This is a genomic window from Paenibacillus rhizoryzae, from assembly GCF_059686995.1.
This window is the reverse complement of the sequence record NZ_JCAALT010000003.1, coordinates 132,263-146,404: the sequence shown is the minus strand read 5'-3', so window position 1 is coordinate 146,404 and position 14,142 is coordinate 132,263. Positions and strand designations below refer to the sequence as shown.

15 protein-coding genes are annotated in these 14,142 nt (G+C 50.7%); 1 reads left to right on the top strand and 14 read right to left on the bottom strand.

Going from position 1 to position 14,142, the window contains the following annotated elements; translation table 11 throughout:
- Positions 1-15 precede the first annotated feature (15 nt).
- From AC6ESO_RS09420 to AC6ESO_RS09355, 14 genes are all read right to left on the bottom strand, one after another.
- A complete protein-coding gene (locus tag AC6ESO_RS09420) occupies positions 16-366 on the bottom strand; it encodes a diacylglycerol kinase family protein (protein ID WP_497091175.1) in 351 nt (116 codons plus the stop codon).
- A complete protein-coding gene (ybeY, locus tag AC6ESO_RS09415; protein WP_497091174.1) occupies positions 366-863 on the bottom strand; it encodes an rRNA maturation RNase YbeY in 498 nt (165 codons plus the stop codon). The genes AC6ESO_RS09420 and ybeY overlap by 1 nt, the downstream gene beginning before the upstream one ends.
- Entirely contained in the window at positions 860-3,115 is a 2,256-nt protein-coding gene (locus tag AC6ESO_RS09410; protein ID WP_497091173.1) for an HD family phosphohydrolase, read from the bottom strand. The genes ybeY and AC6ESO_RS09410 overlap by 4 nt, the downstream gene beginning before the upstream one ends.
- A 464-nt stretch (positions 3,116-3,579) precedes the next feature.
- On the bottom strand, positions 3,580-4,551 hold the full coding sequence (locus tag AC6ESO_RS09405) for a PhoH family protein (protein ID WP_091219660.1): 972 nt from the start codon (positions 4,549-4,551) through the stop codon (positions 3,580-3,582).
- Between the two features lie 6 nt (positions 4,552-4,557).
- Positions 4,558-5,751 carry a sporulation protein YqfD gene (gene yqfD, locus AC6ESO_RS09400; RefSeq protein ID WP_497091172.1) on the bottom strand — a complete coding sequence of 398 codons (1,194 nt, stop codon included), beginning with the start codon at positions 5,749-5,751 and terminating at the stop codon, positions 4,558-4,560.
- A gap of 12 nt (positions 5,752-5,763) precedes the next feature.
- Positions 5,764-6,042 carry a sporulation protein YqfC gene (gene yqfC / locus AC6ESO_RS09395; RefSeq protein WP_090979929.1) on the bottom strand — a complete coding sequence of 93 codons (279 nt, stop codon included), beginning with the start codon at positions 6,040-6,042 and terminating at the stop codon, positions 5,764-5,766.
- 161 nt (positions 6,043-6,203) lie between these two features.
- Positions 6,204-6,716: a hypothetical protein gene (locus AC6ESO_RS09390; RefSeq protein WP_497091171.1), complete on the bottom strand. Its 513-nt coding sequence runs from the start codon at positions 6,714-6,716 to the stop codon at positions 6,204-6,206.
- Positions 6,717-6,766: 50 nt separating this feature from the next.
- Positions 6,767-7,762 carry a flotillin-like protein FloA gene (gene floA / locus AC6ESO_RS09385; RefSeq protein ID WP_494818710.1) on the bottom strand — a complete coding sequence of 332 codons (996 nt, stop codon included), beginning with the start codon at positions 7,760-7,762 and terminating at the stop codon, positions 6,767-6,769.
- 18 nt (positions 7,763-7,780) lie between these two features.
- A complete protein-coding gene (locus AC6ESO_RS09380; RefSeq protein WP_497091170.1) occupies positions 7,781-9,157 on the bottom strand; it encodes an NfeD family protein in 1,377 nt (458 codons plus the stop codon).
- Between the two features lie 77 nt (positions 9,158-9,234).
- The gene (locus AC6ESO_RS09375; protein WP_497091169.1) at positions 9,235-10,581 is read right to left on the bottom strand and encodes an MATE family efflux transporter; all 1,347 of its coding nucleotides are present in this window, start codon (positions 10,579-10,581) and stop codon (positions 9,235-9,237) included.
- Between the two features lie 141 nt (positions 10,582-10,722).
- Entirely contained in the window at positions 10,723-11,166 is a 444-nt protein-coding gene (locus tag AC6ESO_RS09370) for a GatB/YqeY domain-containing protein (protein WP_090979935.1), read from the bottom strand.
- Positions 11,167-11,181: 15 nt separating this feature from the next.
- Positions 11,182-11,355 (bottom strand): 30S ribosomal protein S21, encoded by a 174-nt coding sequence (rpsU, locus tag AC6ESO_RS09365; RefSeq protein ID WP_090573672.1) that lies wholly within the window; start codon positions 11,353-11,355, stop codon positions 11,182-11,184.
- Positions 11,356-11,474: 119 nt separating this feature from the next.
- Positions 11,475-11,813, bottom strand: a complete 339-nt coding sequence (locus tag AC6ESO_RS09360; RefSeq protein ID WP_494818706.1) for an HIT domain-containing protein — start codon at positions 11,811-11,813, stop codon at positions 11,475-11,477.
- 151 nt (positions 11,814-11,964) lie between these two features.
- Positions 11,965-12,438 (bottom strand): hypothetical protein, encoded by a 474-nt coding sequence (locus AC6ESO_RS09355; protein ID WP_497091168.1) that lies wholly within the window; start codon positions 12,436-12,438, stop codon positions 11,965-11,967.
- 268 nt (positions 12,439-12,706) lie between these two features.
- Here AC6ESO_RS09355 and AC6ESO_RS09350 point away from each other — a divergent pair, with 268 nt between their 5' ends.
- Positions 12,707-14,050: an FAD-dependent oxidoreductase gene (locus AC6ESO_RS09350; protein ID WP_497091167.1), complete on the top strand. Its 1,344-nt coding sequence runs from the start codon at positions 12,707-12,709 to the stop codon at positions 14,048-14,050.
- The last annotated feature ends 92 nt before the right edge of the window (positions 14,051-14,142 follow it).

Below are 14,142 nucleotides of genomic sequence, written 5' to 3'. Positions count from 1 at the left end.
TTAAGCTCCTCTCCGCTAAGGCCAAAGATGTGGAATAAATACAAACAGGCCGATAATAACGGCCCCAATTGCAGTAACCAGCACACCACCGGCTGCTGTATCCTTGGCAGCTTTCGCAAGCGGATGCCGGCTTGGACTTGCCAGATCAACGACATGCTCAATTGCCGTATTCATCAGTTCGGCTGCCATCACGACAGCTTGGGCCGCAACGATGGCAACCCATTCTATTCGCGTCAGTCCAAGCAACAGTCCCGCCACATTAACGCCTATCGCGCAAACCACATGAATTTGCATATTCGCTTGGGTTCGAACTGCAGAAATGATACCTGACCCCGCATAATAGAAGCTGCGCAGCAGTCGTTTCATTAACGGGTCAGACCTGCAAGGCGGAGAACGGCTTCCTGTTTCTCGGTCATCACAGCTTCGCTCGCTTCGTCTTGGTGATCATAACCGATCAGGTGAAGGAAACCATGCACAAACAGAAATCCGAGCTCCCGCTCCAAGGAATGGCCATACTCTTCACTTTGTAGTTTAGCCCGTTCCGCCGAAATAATAATATCGCCAAGCATCCCTTCAAACGGCACCTTCTCGCTCTCATCTTCTACCTCGTAGATGATTTCAAGCTCCTCGTCTGTTTCCTCCTGCATCGCGAAGGATAATACGTCAGTAGGACGATCGATGTTGCGATATTCTTTGTTCAATTGATGGATTTCCTCATCATCCACGATCGAGAGGGTCACTTCTCCATCCGTCATCCCCTCTGCTTCGGCAGCCAATTGCAGCAGCTGCTCCAGCACGCCGATAAAGGACTCGGAAATTTCGACTTTTTCTTGATCATTGCTCCATTCTAACTTCAAGCTCATGCCAGACGCTCCTTTTGTTTTACATCTTCCGGATATTCGATGCGCGAGTGGAAAATCCCGATAACCGTTTCTTTCAACGTCTGTGCGATCTTCTCCAGCTCCTTGAGCGTCAAATCACATTCATTGAATTGGTCATCGTCCAGCCGGCTTTTAATGATCTTGTGAATCATCGATTCTACCTGCTCCACCGTTGGACTTCGCAGGCTGCGTACCGCCGCTTCCACACAATCCGCAATACCGACGATTGCCGCTTCCTTCGACTGCGCTTTAGGTCCCGGATACCTGAAGTCTTCCTCAGTAAAATCAGGTTCCATTCCCGCTTCCTCAGCCAATTTATAAGCCTTGTGATAAAAGTATTTCAGACAAGTCGTACCATGGTGCTGCTCGGCAATATCCCGGATCGGCTTCGGCAGCTTATGGTTGCGAAGCATCTCCACGCCGTCGCGCGCATGGGCGATAATGATCGATTTACTTAATTTAGGCTCGATGGAATCATGCGGATTTTCATAGTTTGTCTGATTTTCGATAAAATAACTAGGTCGCTTCGTCTTGCCGATATCATGATAGAAGGACCCCACTCTGCATAAGAGACCGTTCGCGCCAATCGACTCCGCAGCCGCTTCTGATAAATTCCCAACCATCACGCTATGATGGTAGGTACCCGGTGTTTCCGTCAGCAGCTTGCGAAGCAGCGGATGGTTCGGATTGGACAGCTCTACAAGCTTCAGGGCAGATAGAATACCGAATGTCACTTCAAAGAACGGCATTAATCCCACTACCAGTATCGCCGTCAACAGCCCGCTCGCAAACGCAAAGGCGACCGTCATGATGATCTCTGATTTGGGAGGAAGCTCGCCTAACAATAGAATGGCCAGAACAGAAGCCGAGCCGAACAAGCTGACCATAATACCGGCTTTCAGAATCGTCGAACGCTGGCTGGCGCGATGTATCGCGAAGATCGCGGCGAACGAAACGACAGCCGTCGTAAAGCCATAATTAAAGTCGAATAGCTGCCCAGACTCCATATTGAAAATAACGCTGCCCACAATCGCAAATAAAAATGAGCTCACAACTGCCAGCTGAATGTCCAGCAGCAATACGATTAGCATCGCACCCATTGCGGAAGGCGCTAGGTAGCCGACATACGGCATCTCCTGCGTTTGTGTTAATTCCACAATGTGCATGGCGAGAATATTGAGCAAGAAAATCAAGAGCAGCATCGACAGCTGGGCGTTGCTGTAACGCACATTAGACGATCCGCTGCTTAAGCCCGCCGCTCTCTCCAGATAACTGTAGATCACGATAAGAAACAGGACGGAGAGCAACAGCAATCCGAGCTGCGGCCAATAGGACTTCTTGGTTTGCAGCACACCAATGGAGGAAAGCCGGTCATAAAGATCCTTTGAAATGACCTCGCCTTTATGGACGATAATATCTCCTTGCTTCACCACAACGGGCGTCGTATTCTCTTTCGCTGCTACTTTGGCGTCGTTAGTTGCCTGCGTATCGAGAAACTTATTCGGCATGATCGCGTATCGGGCAAGCTCCTGCACGATTTCCCTTGTTTTACGTTCGGTAAGCGTGCTCGCATTGACGAGCTCCGCTACTTTCGTTCTTGCCGTCTCCGCTTCGCGAAGCGAATCACCCATCAGCTTACGGACGATATTCACACCGACCAAATGCATGTCGCTGAGCTGGATCGCTGAAAGCGAAGGCAGCTTATAATAGGTTTCCTCCGGAATGCGATAAGCCTGCGATTTCACTACTTCTGCCATTTCATTAAGCAATGTATCGTTATAGGTGCCATTACCTTTGTTATTCTGAACAAATTGATCGACGTATTCCGTGTACAGCTGCGGAATTTCGTTGCGATAAATGGACACCTTGTTTTCCAACGTGACTTGGTCATCCTGATTCAACTGCTCCATGCGTGCGAAAATCTGCTCCAGCAGCGCTTCGCTGCGAAGAGCTACGATCGAGTAAATCGGCTCCACCCGTTCGGCAGCAAGCTCCTGCGCCTGAAGCGTCGCCTTCTCATCCTTAATATCCACCGGCGCTTCAATGTCGCGGTCACTGGCTTTACCTAATTCGATGTTATACGTTTTGGGGAGCACGTGTGGGGCAAGAGAGAAATAAAATAGCAAAACAAACAGAAGCAGCAATACCCAGCGAACAGCCGAGCTGTGCTTCCATCCACTCCATCCGGAGGACGATGATTTAGACTCATCCGGGTTGGCTTGTTGGTTTACCATGGTTGATATCCTCCTAGAAACTACACATCCCCCTGGATCTCCTTCGTAAGGAGAAATCCAGGGACTATGTCCCTGGAACCCTTACAGCTAGAGCTCCCCATGGACACTGTCCCTGGACCCTATGTACGACGATATTCTTTCAATTAAAACTTACTTCTAATGCCGATACATCCCCCTAAATCCCCCTTACCTAAGGGGGACCCCAGGGACGCCGTCCCTGGACCCGGAATGTACCGCGCCTGCCGCCTGGGCCGTCTTCGGCCATACTTCGACGTTGGCTCGTTTTCGTCCGCTGACGCGGACGCACTTTTCATGCGGCGTCCTTCCCCGGCTTGATGCCCCGAGTGGAATGCTGCTGCATTCGTGCCGCTAGCGTTACGTTGTGCAAGGAGTCGCTTTGTGACCTCCGGTCACAAGGCTTACCTACCGCTTAATGCGGCTTACTGCCAACTGGAGAGCAGGATTTAACTCTGTGCTTCGGCGTCGATGTTGTAGGCGGTTATGATTTTTTGGACGAGGCTGTGACGGACAACGTCCTGCTCTGTAAATAAGATAAAGCCGATCTCCGGAATGTTCGCTAAGATGCGCTGTGCTTCGATGAGTCCTGAGCGCTTGCCGCGCGGCAGGTCGATCTGGGTGACGTCTCCGGTAATGACCATTTTGGAGCCAAACCCGAGCCTCGTCAGAAACATTTTCATCTGCTCCGGTGTCGTGTTCTGCGCTTCGTCCAAAATAATAAATGAATCCTCAAGTGTCCGTCCACGCATATAGGCGAGCGGCGCCACTTCGATGAGACCTCGTTCAAATGCCTTGGTCGTTTGGTCCGGACCAAGCACATCATGAAGCGCATCATAGAGCGGCCGCAAATACGGATCAACCTTCTCTTGCAAATCGCCCGGGAGGAATCCGAGATTCTCGCCCGCTTCAACAGCAGGACGGGTCAGCACGATCCGTTTGACCGAGCCTTCCTTCAATGCCGCTACGGCAAGCACGACTGCCAAATACGTTTTACCCGTACCGGCCGGACCGATACCGAATACGATATCCATCTTCTTGATCGTTTTGACGTAATGGCGCTGGCCAATCGTTTTTACCCGAATCGGTTTGCCGCGAAACGTTGTCGTAATTTCCGCTTTGAAGAGGTCTAGCAATTGTTCGGCCTGCATCGTCTTGGAAAGATCCAGGGCGTAAGCGATATCGCGCTCTGTCGGCGAGTATCCGCCTCTTATAAGCTGCTGCAAAACGGTATAAAGCTGTTCAATAGAATCCACCTCGGACGTTGGCCCTGAAATGGAAATCTCCGCATCGCGAGACATAATGTCCGCCGATGTCTGCTGCTGGACTAATCGCAGAAATTTATCCTGCGGGCCTAGCAGAGCAAGTCCTTCCGCTGCGTTTGCAAGTGGAATTTTGGCTACTTTGAATTCATTTTGCAAAAATACTCAATCCCCTTGCATCTGAACTAACGGTCTCTCTATCGCAATCGACTGATCCACCTCAAAAAGCACTTTCATATAAACTTTACCATTCTCCGTCTTTTCATGCAAAATGTTTTCGGCCAGCACCTCTGCATCAGGCCCTACCTTCGCTATTAAATCCGCTCTGGCCTGCTGAATGCCCTCCGCTTTAGCCTCTTCTACGCCAACGGTTTGGTGCTCCATCCGCACTTCCATAATCGTTTCTTTGATCCTTCCAAACGGAAGACTCATCGTCCGCCAAGCCGCTTTCTCTTCCTGCTTGATGCTCTCGTACATGGCATAAGGGGGTTTGCCGAACCCGCTCACCTTAAGCGCTCTGCCTGCCACGACACCATACCAGATGACCTTCTTCTCGCCTGTATAGACTTTCATCGTACGCTCAAGCGGAGAAACGATGTCGTATTCATGCCATACGACTCCCTTCACAACGCCTTTCGCGACTACAGCTGCGGTATTATTCTCATCCCCAAGCAAACCGGAGATTAAAATATCTCCTTGCTTCACCCTCATATTACGCTTCACGACCGGCTTCCCGGTCTCTGCTAATATTTTGGTGACAACAGCATCCGTTGAAGCGACAAGATGCCGCGGATTCTGAGGGATTTTCGGCGTTGCAACCGAAGTCTCGACCACTTGTATCGTTATGCGCGTCCCCCGCTTCTCCACGCCTACCCAGGCTGCTCCCGGCAGCTTCTGTGCGAGACGCTTGGACAATACAGAGGCATCATCAAGCCGGAACGACCACTGAAACGGGTACAGCCCCTCCTGCTTGGCCACCTGAAGAATTTGCTCCTCCGACAAACGGTTATTCCCCTTCACATCAATGGACCAGACGAGCGAGGAGAGCAAGTACATGCCAATGAAGAAAAGGACGAGCCCCGCCGCAAAAAAAACGCGTCTCCGCACACGCAGCAGCCAGAATGGCAATCCTTGCCTCGACGTGACGTGAATGCGACAGCCTGTCTCTTTCAGAATCGGACGAAGCCGGAAGAAATCATTGACCTGAAGATAACAAACGAGCTCGCGATCGTTTGTATGGCGAATGGACCACAGTTGCAGCCCTTTCGCCAGAGCAGCATTCACAAGCTTTTCTATAGCCCCGCCGCGTACACGAATCGATACAAATCCGCGGAGCCACTGCATCCATGTCGCATTCATTACAATTGCCCCCTATTCTCGCACTTCGATATGTTTAATAACCCCTTCTATAAACACTTCTTCTGTCCAAATCGTACGAATGACCAGCTCGCTGCCCGTCACTTCCAATTCTCCTTTACTGAGCGCCAGCCGCAGCTTGTCGCTGGAGAAATGCAGTACGCCGCGGTGATTCTCGATGTATAATTGGCGGTCGCCGATCATCGTTAATCGTGGCAAATCCATTACGACATCCGGCGGCAGATCCAGTAGATCCGCTGCCATCTTACGCAGTTTGCGATTTAATCGGCGCATGCAGGCAGAAGCCCCCTTCCCGTACTGTACCAAATTATGCGAGAGCGGCCCCAAATATGAGGAATATGGCCGCGTGCACACCAATCAAACACAAAAAAACCGACCCAATCGGGTCGGTTCTGCTTGATTCTGTTTCATACAGCCATTTGCTAACCATTTCGTTATTTGCGCAGCGGCCGCTTCGAACGCGGTGCGCCCAGTACTTCCGCCATAATAAATGCACGGCGCAGCTCATCGCCTTGCGGAACGCGGAAGCTATCCGCCTGCTTTGGCTGCTGCCCTGCTTGAGCGGCTCTGGGAAGTGGCGCTCTGTCATTTCCGCGAACCGGCTGCACGGTACGTTGCAGCAACCCAGGATCCGCATACTCAGAGCTGACGCCTTCTTCGCCGGCTGTATCGAACTGCGACTTATACACGACTTGTCGCGGCTCCTGGGACGGCTCTACGGGCCGTTGTTGGACAAGCCGCCGTTGCGGCTGTACCGGGCGCGAATCCACCGGAGACGCAGCCGGCCGTCTTAGAGGAGGCTCTCCCCCGAACGGCGGCATCCGATTACTTGGCGTATTCGGATTGCCCGGCTTGTTCTTCATTTTGTTTATGAGCGTAAGCAGAAAACCTACGAGCACGATAACGACGTAGATGTTGGAAACCAACAGCTTGATCAGCTCATTCAAACGCTCACCCCCTTCAGATTATCGTTGTCATCTCAAGAATGGGTCAGCGATTAACGTTCTTCTTTTTCCGGCGCCGACGCGTCTGTTTTGCCGATCGAATTGCGCATGCTGGTATCGGCTTCAATATTCTTGAAATTCATGTAATCGAGCACGCCGATCTTGCCTTGCTTCAGCGCTTCAGCCATCGCAAGCGGAACTTGCGATTCGGATTCCACAACGAGCGCACGCATCTCAACAACGCGCGCTTTCATTTCCTGCTCATGCGCAACAGCCATCGCTCTGCGCTCCTCGGCTTTCGCTTGCGCAATCCGTTTGTCCGCTTCCGCTTGTTCGGTTTGCAAATGCGCGCCGATATTCTTGCCTACATCAACATCCGCGATATCGATCGACAAGATTTCGAAGGCCGTTCCGGCATCAAGACCTTTGCCAAGTACTGTACGCGAAATCAAATCCGGATTCTCCAGAACATCCTTATGCGAATTAGAGGAACCGACGGTTGTTACAATCCCTTCACCGACACGCGCAATGATCGTTTCTTCACCGGCACCGCCGACCAGACGTTCAATGTTCGCACGAACCGTTACTCGCGCTTTAACCTTCACTTCGATCCCGTTCTTCGCTACGGCCGCAACCGTAGGCGTCTCGATAACACGCGGGTTAACGCTCATCTGAACAGCCTGCAGTACATCGCGTCCTGCGAGGTCAATTGCCGCGGCACGTTCAAACTCAAGATCGATGTTCGCGCGTTGCGCGGCAATCAAGGAGTTGACGACACGGTCAACGTTACCGCCCGCTAGGAAATGGCTTTCCAGTTGATTAATCGTAAGCCCAAGACCGGCTTTCGTCGCTTTAATTAGCGGATTGACGATCCGGCTAGGAACAACGCGGCGAAGGCGCATCGCAACGAGCGTAATGATTCCGACTCGCACACCTGAAGCAAGCGCAGAAATCCATAGCATAATTGGGAAGAAGGTTAGAAATACGGATAATGCGATGACCGCTAGCACTACAATAATTACAATCGTTACAGTTGGATCGACTGTCATGTAAACCCCTCCAATTAATTAGTTCTTCTCATCAAGCTGGGCGACAACGACACGTGCGCCTTCGACTTTAATAACCGTAACGTCGGCACCGGATGGAATGAACTCCCCTGATGTGACAACGTCTATCCGGCTATCGCCAATTCGAATGGTTCCTGCAGGACGCAGAGGTGTCAGCGTCTTGCCATTCATCCCCAGATACGATACTTTGCTTGCCGTTGAGATATACCCTTCAGCCGTCGTCAGCTGATCACGCAGAATGAATTTATTCCATATCCCGCGATGTGCAAACCGTTTGGCGATGATGAATACGATAACACCCGCAACAACGACAGCCACGATGAGTGATAAACCGGCCGATTTCGGATTCGGCGCTGCCATGAGCACACTGGCAATTAACGATATAGAACCAAGTATACCCAGTATCCCGAAGCTCGGTACGAACAGTTCCGAGACAAGCAGCAAGATCCCGATAATAAACAGGATCACATCCTCAAGTCCCGCAAAGCCAACAATATAATGGCCGAAGAAATACAGTCCGAAGCCGATGACGCCAATGATGCCCGGAGCTCCGAATCCCGGTATCATCAGCTCGATCGCAACGCCTGCTATGCCGATAATCAGCAGCAGCGTCATAACGATTGGCAGCGTTAAGAATTGTCCGACCCGCTCAAGTGCGCTGACTTCGTAATTCACAATGTTCGGTTGCGGCAGATTCAATTTCGCGAGCGCGTCATCCACCGTTGCCGCCGTAAACTCCGCATAGCCTACTTTCAGCGCATCTCCGGCAGATAACGTAAGAATGTCGCCTTTGGCTTTCGTACGCCCGAGAGCGCTCAATTCAAGCTCCAGATTCGAGTTCACCATCGCTGCTGCAATATTAGGATCGCGATCGTTCAGCAGTGCTGCCGCTTTCATCTCTTCCGTCCAGAAAGAAAGCGTCTTCGGATTCGTGACCAGCTCACCGGATTCATCCACAACGGCTGCCGCTCCGATTGTACTGCCGGGCTGCATAATAATCTCGTCTGCGTTTAGGGCAATGTATGTCCCGGCTGAAACGGCTTTCCCCTGCACATATACCGTTGTCGGCACCTTACTCGTTCTAATTAGTTCTCCGATCTCCAGAGCGCTGTCCAGCCGCCCTCCAAGCGTATTGAGAACAATCAGCATACGTTTAGCCTTTGCATCCTCGGCTTCCTGATAAGCCCGCTCCAGCGTCTTCTGCAAGCCGGATTCAACGGTCTGCTTCACATTCACGATGTAAATGGTTGAGCCTACCGATGCGCTGTCTGAGTCGCCATTTGCGGCAAAGGCCGGAATAGCCATCGCCATCACATAAAGCAGCGCCATCAGAGCAGGAAGCACCAATTTCAATCTCCACCTTTGGGCAAGCTGCACGCCAGTCCCTCCTTGTACATTAACAAGCTTATAACCTAAGTTAATGTTACGTACATGACACCAATTCGTTTCAGTTATTAATGGCTGGCTTCCTTCAGACGGACTGCGGTCCAATCGGTTCGATAGAACCTCACCATCACTGCTATGCCGAATACCATGAGGAATGCATAGAGCGCGAGCCATGCCCCCATGCTGCCCCAATGAAAGACGAAGATGAACACATAGGCAAGCGGAACGAAAATAAACCAGCTTACGACGAAGGATACACGAAGCAGGAATGTGGTATCTCCAATTCCTCGCAGACCGCCCGCATAGAAGTTCAGAAGCCCGTCAAAGATCTGCAGGAATGCAGAAATCTGAATCAGATGTGCAGCGAGCTTATAGACCTCGGGATCATTCGTATAGAGATGCGTAATTTGCTTAGAGAAAATAAATTCAACTGTGCCGAGCAAAATAAGAAAGATCGAGCCTAATATCGCCGTATCGGTACCGACTCGGCGTCCCTTGAGCGGTGTGCCTTTGCCGACATGCTGGCCGACGAGAATAGTCGCGGTCGAGCCGAACGCAAATGCAGGCATGAATCCGAAGGACATGATGCTTAACGCCACTTCATTGGCGGCCAGGGCATGATCGCCAAGCCTTGCCACGAAAGCGGTAAAGATGTACATCGAGATGCTCAGCGAAAACTCTTGAATGCCGAGTTTTCCGCTCTCGATCATCAGAAGCTTCATTTCCATCCACTGGATGGCGAAAGCAATACGACTGCGGGTGTGATATTTCTTGTGAAGCACGATGAAGAAGATAAAGACGCAAATAAGCGTTTGCAAACCTTCACCGATTAATATGGCAATTCCGGCTCCCGTTAATCCGAGATCAGGCATTCCCCAATGGCCGAAGGTCAAGGTGTACGTAAGCAAAATTATCGGTACATTGACAAGAAGCGAAACGACCATGGACAACTTGGTTGCGCCTATGCCGCGCAGAAAACCATGGAACGCAAAGTTGACGATACCAAAGGACATCGCGTAAAACCGCAGCTCCAAATAGAAATCGCCGGTTTCAACCAGCTCCTTCGAGCCGCCCGTCCAGCGCAAAATATCATCTGCGCCAATCCAGCCGACCACTGCAATCAGCAAGGCAAAAATGAGACACATGTACATGGCGATGTACGTTCGCTGAATGCCCTTTTTCATATCACCTGCGCCGTGATTCTGTGCGACTAAATAATTGACGGTGTGCCCGATACCGGAGAACAATGCGAAAGCGTTATACATGATGATGTTGGATACGCCTACAATAGCAATGATAAGTGCTCCGAGCTGTCCGACCAAAATCAAGTTAATGGTACCGGTCATCGTCATACTTGCAAATGAGACAAGCGATGGAATGGCTAACATTAGAATTTCTTTCCAATTACGCAACATGCTGCTGTATGCCTCGTTTCTATAGGTTAGCCTAATTTTGGGCTAGTTTGGGCAAATGGTCAATAGGTCTTGATTGGAGTAAGCCCAGATAAAACGAAAAAACACTCCCCTTACGGGGAGTGTTTGGCTGTCAGCCTATGTTTATTGCAGAAATTGCTGCACAAATGTGTTTACTAGTTTACCATCAGCCCGCCCTTTTGTTTTAGGCAAAAGTGCGCTCATGACTTTCCCCATCTCGGCTTTGGAAGAAGCACCGGTTTCCTGGATGGTCTGCTGAACAATCAACTTGATCTCTTCTTCGGTCAGCTGCTGAGGCAGGTATACACTAATAATTTCAATTTCTGCTGCGACATCTTTCGTGAGATCGTCGCGGCCGGCTTTCTGAAATTCTTGGAGGGAATCTTTACGTTGTTTGATCTCACGACTTAAGATATCAAGCACTTCTGCGTCTTCGAGCGGACGTTTCAAGTCGATCTCCAAATTCTTGATAGAAGCTCGTATCATTCGAATTGTGGTGAGCTTGAATTTTTCCTGACTCTTCATCGCTTGCTTCATATCGTCGTTTAATCGTTCGCTAAGGTTCATTGTGGAAGGATCCTCCTAAAACTTTCTCTTACGCGCAGCCTCGGACTTCAACTTACGCTTGACACTAGGCTTCTCATAATGCTTGCGTTTCTTCACCTCGGCCAATACGCCATCCTTTGCGATGGTACGTTTGAAGCGGCGGAGTGCAGCATCGATCGTCTCGTTTTTGCGAACTTTTGTTTCAGACACCAGTTTTCCCTCCCTCCGAATCAGACCGTCCAGTAAAAGTTAACACGGTTCATCAAACTAAATTATATGTTATAAGGAAAGGCAGTGTCAACTTGAAAGACGATGCTATTTTTATACACTTAACCCAAAGGCTTTAATTTCTCTCCGCCGAGCAGGTGAAGATGCAGGTGAAACACGATTTGTCCGCTGTCGCTGTTACAATTATTGACAACTCTGTAGCCCGATTCAGCAACGCCCAGCTCCTTCGCAAGCTGACGCGCAACCGTGAATAATTCCGCCATTACTGCGTCATCCTCATCTGTAACGTCATTCATCGTCGGGATATGTTTCTTCGGAATAATCAGTGTATGTACCGGTGCTTGCGGCTGAATGTCGTGGAAAGCAAGTACGCGTTCATTCTCGAACACTTTCTTTGAAGGAATGCTTCCTTCTATAATCTTGCAAAATATACAGTCCATGACTCTGCTCCTTTTCACGAGTTTACAATTCTTCGTCCATCATAGCGAAAAATAAAGGGCAAGTCCAATCCGGAATCATGGCTCTTGCACGTGCAAAAAGCCAGCGCCCCGTGGAACGCCGGCTCTAACAAAACCAAGAAAATAGTCACGCTTACCAATAAAACGGAAGCAGCGATAAGCCGAGCAATCCGCCAAGCGGGAACACTTGCCGAACGAACCGGCGGCGCGGAAAGAACGGGGGTGGGAAAAACCCGCCTCCTCCAGGGAAAAATGCACGGTCCATATGGGGGCCGCAGTATGGCACGGCAATACAGACGCATTCGTCATCGATATGCTCAACAATCCCATCGCAGCACCAGCCGTCACGTGTTTGCACGAGCACGTAACGGTGCATATGGTCTTGGCACATTTTTTTCATTTCATGCTTCTCCATAGGCATGTTGTCGTGCTTCGCCGGCATCATTGCAGTTGACTGCTTGTGCATCGGCTGGTTAGGCATGGGCTGATTGGGCATCGACTTGTTAGGCATCGACTTGTTAGGCATCGATTTGTTGGACAACGATTTGTTAGACATCGGCTGGTTTGGCGTTTTCCCTACCGGCGACGTTGAAACCTTCTTTTCCATGCGGATCATGACCTCCTTCATTCTCCTACCATGATATTCGCCCGTAGGCAAATGGCGCCTTCAAGCGCTAAAAATGGGCTTTTGTCCCTTAGAAAACCGATGCCGAATCGGCAAGTCTATCAGTCAGAAATGAGATAGATTGGCTTCAATCAAGCGGCGTATAATGTGAAAGGACATAAGTTGCCAAGGGCTGGATTGGACGAGCTGCTCGTCACGCTGCAAACCTGCAAGCAAAACCCGGCCGCTTGTCACTAGGAGGAGATCGGAAATGAATGTTGCCATTATCGGAGGCGGACTTGCGGGATTAACCGCTGCCGCATACTTGTCAGAGCAGCCCGGCGTCAGTGGTGTTCTATTCGAGCGGAGTCCGCAGCTTGGCGGACGCGCTTTCACGTATGAGAAGGCAGGCTTTACGCTGAACTACGGGGCACACGCTATTTATGGCTTGGACCGGCATACACTCTCGGTTATGGAGCGCGAGCTGCACTTGGATTTCAGCAGCAAACAAGTGGACAAACGCAAAGTCATGTATGAGAAAGGTGAGCATCTGACCCCTGCTCCGCTGGATTTTGTGAATTTAGTAAAAACCGATATATTGACCCCCATGCAGAAGGTCCGTTTCGTCGGTGAAATAACAGCCATAATGGCGAATATTCACCAAGTTAAGCATTACGCGACGCTGGGCGATTACTTAGCGGAATCAGGTGCGGCAGAAGATGTGAAGGAACTGTGGGAGCATCTGGTGTGCAGCAACTTCTTCATTACGCCGGAGGATGCACGACGTGTGCCGGGTACAGTCATCAGCGATTATTATCATAATTTGTTTCTATCGCATCGGCCCGTGAACTATGTGCTGGGCAGCTGGGCGGTCATAACGAATCAGCTGCGCGACAAAATCAACTCATCCGAGCGCTGGTCAATCGCGCTTCAGGAGGGTGTTGACGGCATCCGTTATGAGCAGGGCAAGTATGTGCTGAATACAAAAGCACGAGAAGAAACCTTCGATCGCGTCATATTCGCGATGCCGATTCAGCAGGTCGTTAAGCTGCTGCGCGGGACGCCTTGGGAGCCATTCCTGGCCCCTTACGAGCAAAATACGGCAACCGAAGTCATGGTCTATGACATTGGATTGAATCACGTTGTTGCAAGGCCTTTCAGCTATATTAGCGATATGAACCATAAGCTGTTTATTTCGGATGTATCGGCCACTGACCACACCCTCGTGCCGGAAGGCGGACAGCTGCTGCAGGGCATCGCTTACTTAAGCGACGAGAGCAGCAGCGATGTAGACCGCAAAGCCTACTTGGAAGAACGTACGCAGCAAATGGAGTCTTTATTTGATCGCCATTATCCGAACTGGCGGGATGCCGTTGCCGTGAAACGGGTATCCAAGAAAGCAATGGTTCAGAGTGTGAAAAACATTGCGGGCAACCGGCTTGTGCCAAATCGAATTGAAAGCATGCCGTTCTACTTCTGCGGCGATGGCTGTGAAGGGAAAGGCGAGCTAGCCGAGCGGGCTTTCTCAAGCGGTCGGCGCGTGGCGGAGCGGCTTATAGCGGAATTATCGCAAGAGCAGGCATCGAAGCCAAGAAGACATGCTGCGGAGCTGTAGAACGGCGTATAGGCGCTGCTGGGGCGCCTATTAATTGATTTATCTTACCGGTCATTGTAAAGAGCTGAGAAACGGCTATTCCGTTCTCGGCT

What these genes read in the sequence shown, in the direction of transcription:
- AC6ESO_RS09410 (WP_497091173.1), bottom strand. Translation starts at nt 3,115, where the DNA reads ATGGTAAACCAACAAGCCAACCCGGATGAGTCTAAATCATCGTCCTCC.
- AC6ESO_RS09420 (WP_497091175.1), bottom strand. Translation starts at nt 366, where the DNA reads ATGAAACGACTGCTGCGCAGCTTCTATTATGCGGGGTCAGGTATCATT.
- AC6ESO_RS09370 (WP_090979935.1), bottom strand. Translation starts at nt 11,166, where the DNA reads ATGAACCTTAGCGAACGATTAAACGACGATATGAAGCAAGCGATGAAG.
- AC6ESO_RS09355 (WP_497091168.1), bottom strand. Translation starts at nt 12,438, where the DNA reads ATGGAAAAGAAGGTTTCAACGTCGCCGGTAGGGAAAACGCCAAACCAG.
- ybeY (WP_497091174.1), bottom strand. Translation starts at nt 863, where the DNA reads ATGAGCTTGAAGTTAGAATGGAGCAATGATCAAGAAAAAGTCGAAATT.
- AC6ESO_RS09375 (WP_497091169.1), bottom strand. Translation starts at nt 10,581, where the DNA reads ATGTTGCGTAATTGGAAAGAAATTCTAATGTTAGCCATTCCATCGCTT.
- AC6ESO_RS09350 (WP_497091167.1), top strand. Translation starts at nt 12,707, where the DNA reads ATGAATGTTGCCATTATCGGAGGCGGACTTGCGGGATTAACCGCTGCC.
- yqfD (WP_497091172.1), bottom strand. Translation starts at nt 5,751, where the DNA reads ATGAATGCGACATGGATGCAGTGGCTCCGCGGATTTGTATCGATTCGT.
- yqfC (WP_090979929.1), bottom strand. Translation starts at nt 6,042, where the DNA reads ATGCGCCGATTAAATCGCAAACTGCGTAAGATGGCAGCGGATCTACTG.
- floA (WP_494818710.1), bottom strand. Translation starts at nt 7,762, where the DNA reads ATGACAGTCGATCCAACTGTAACGATTGTAATTATTGTAGTGCTAGCG.
- AC6ESO_RS09360 (WP_494818706.1), bottom strand. Translation starts at nt 11,813, where the DNA reads ATGGACTGTATATTTTGCAAGATTATAGAAGGAAGCATTCCTTCAAAG.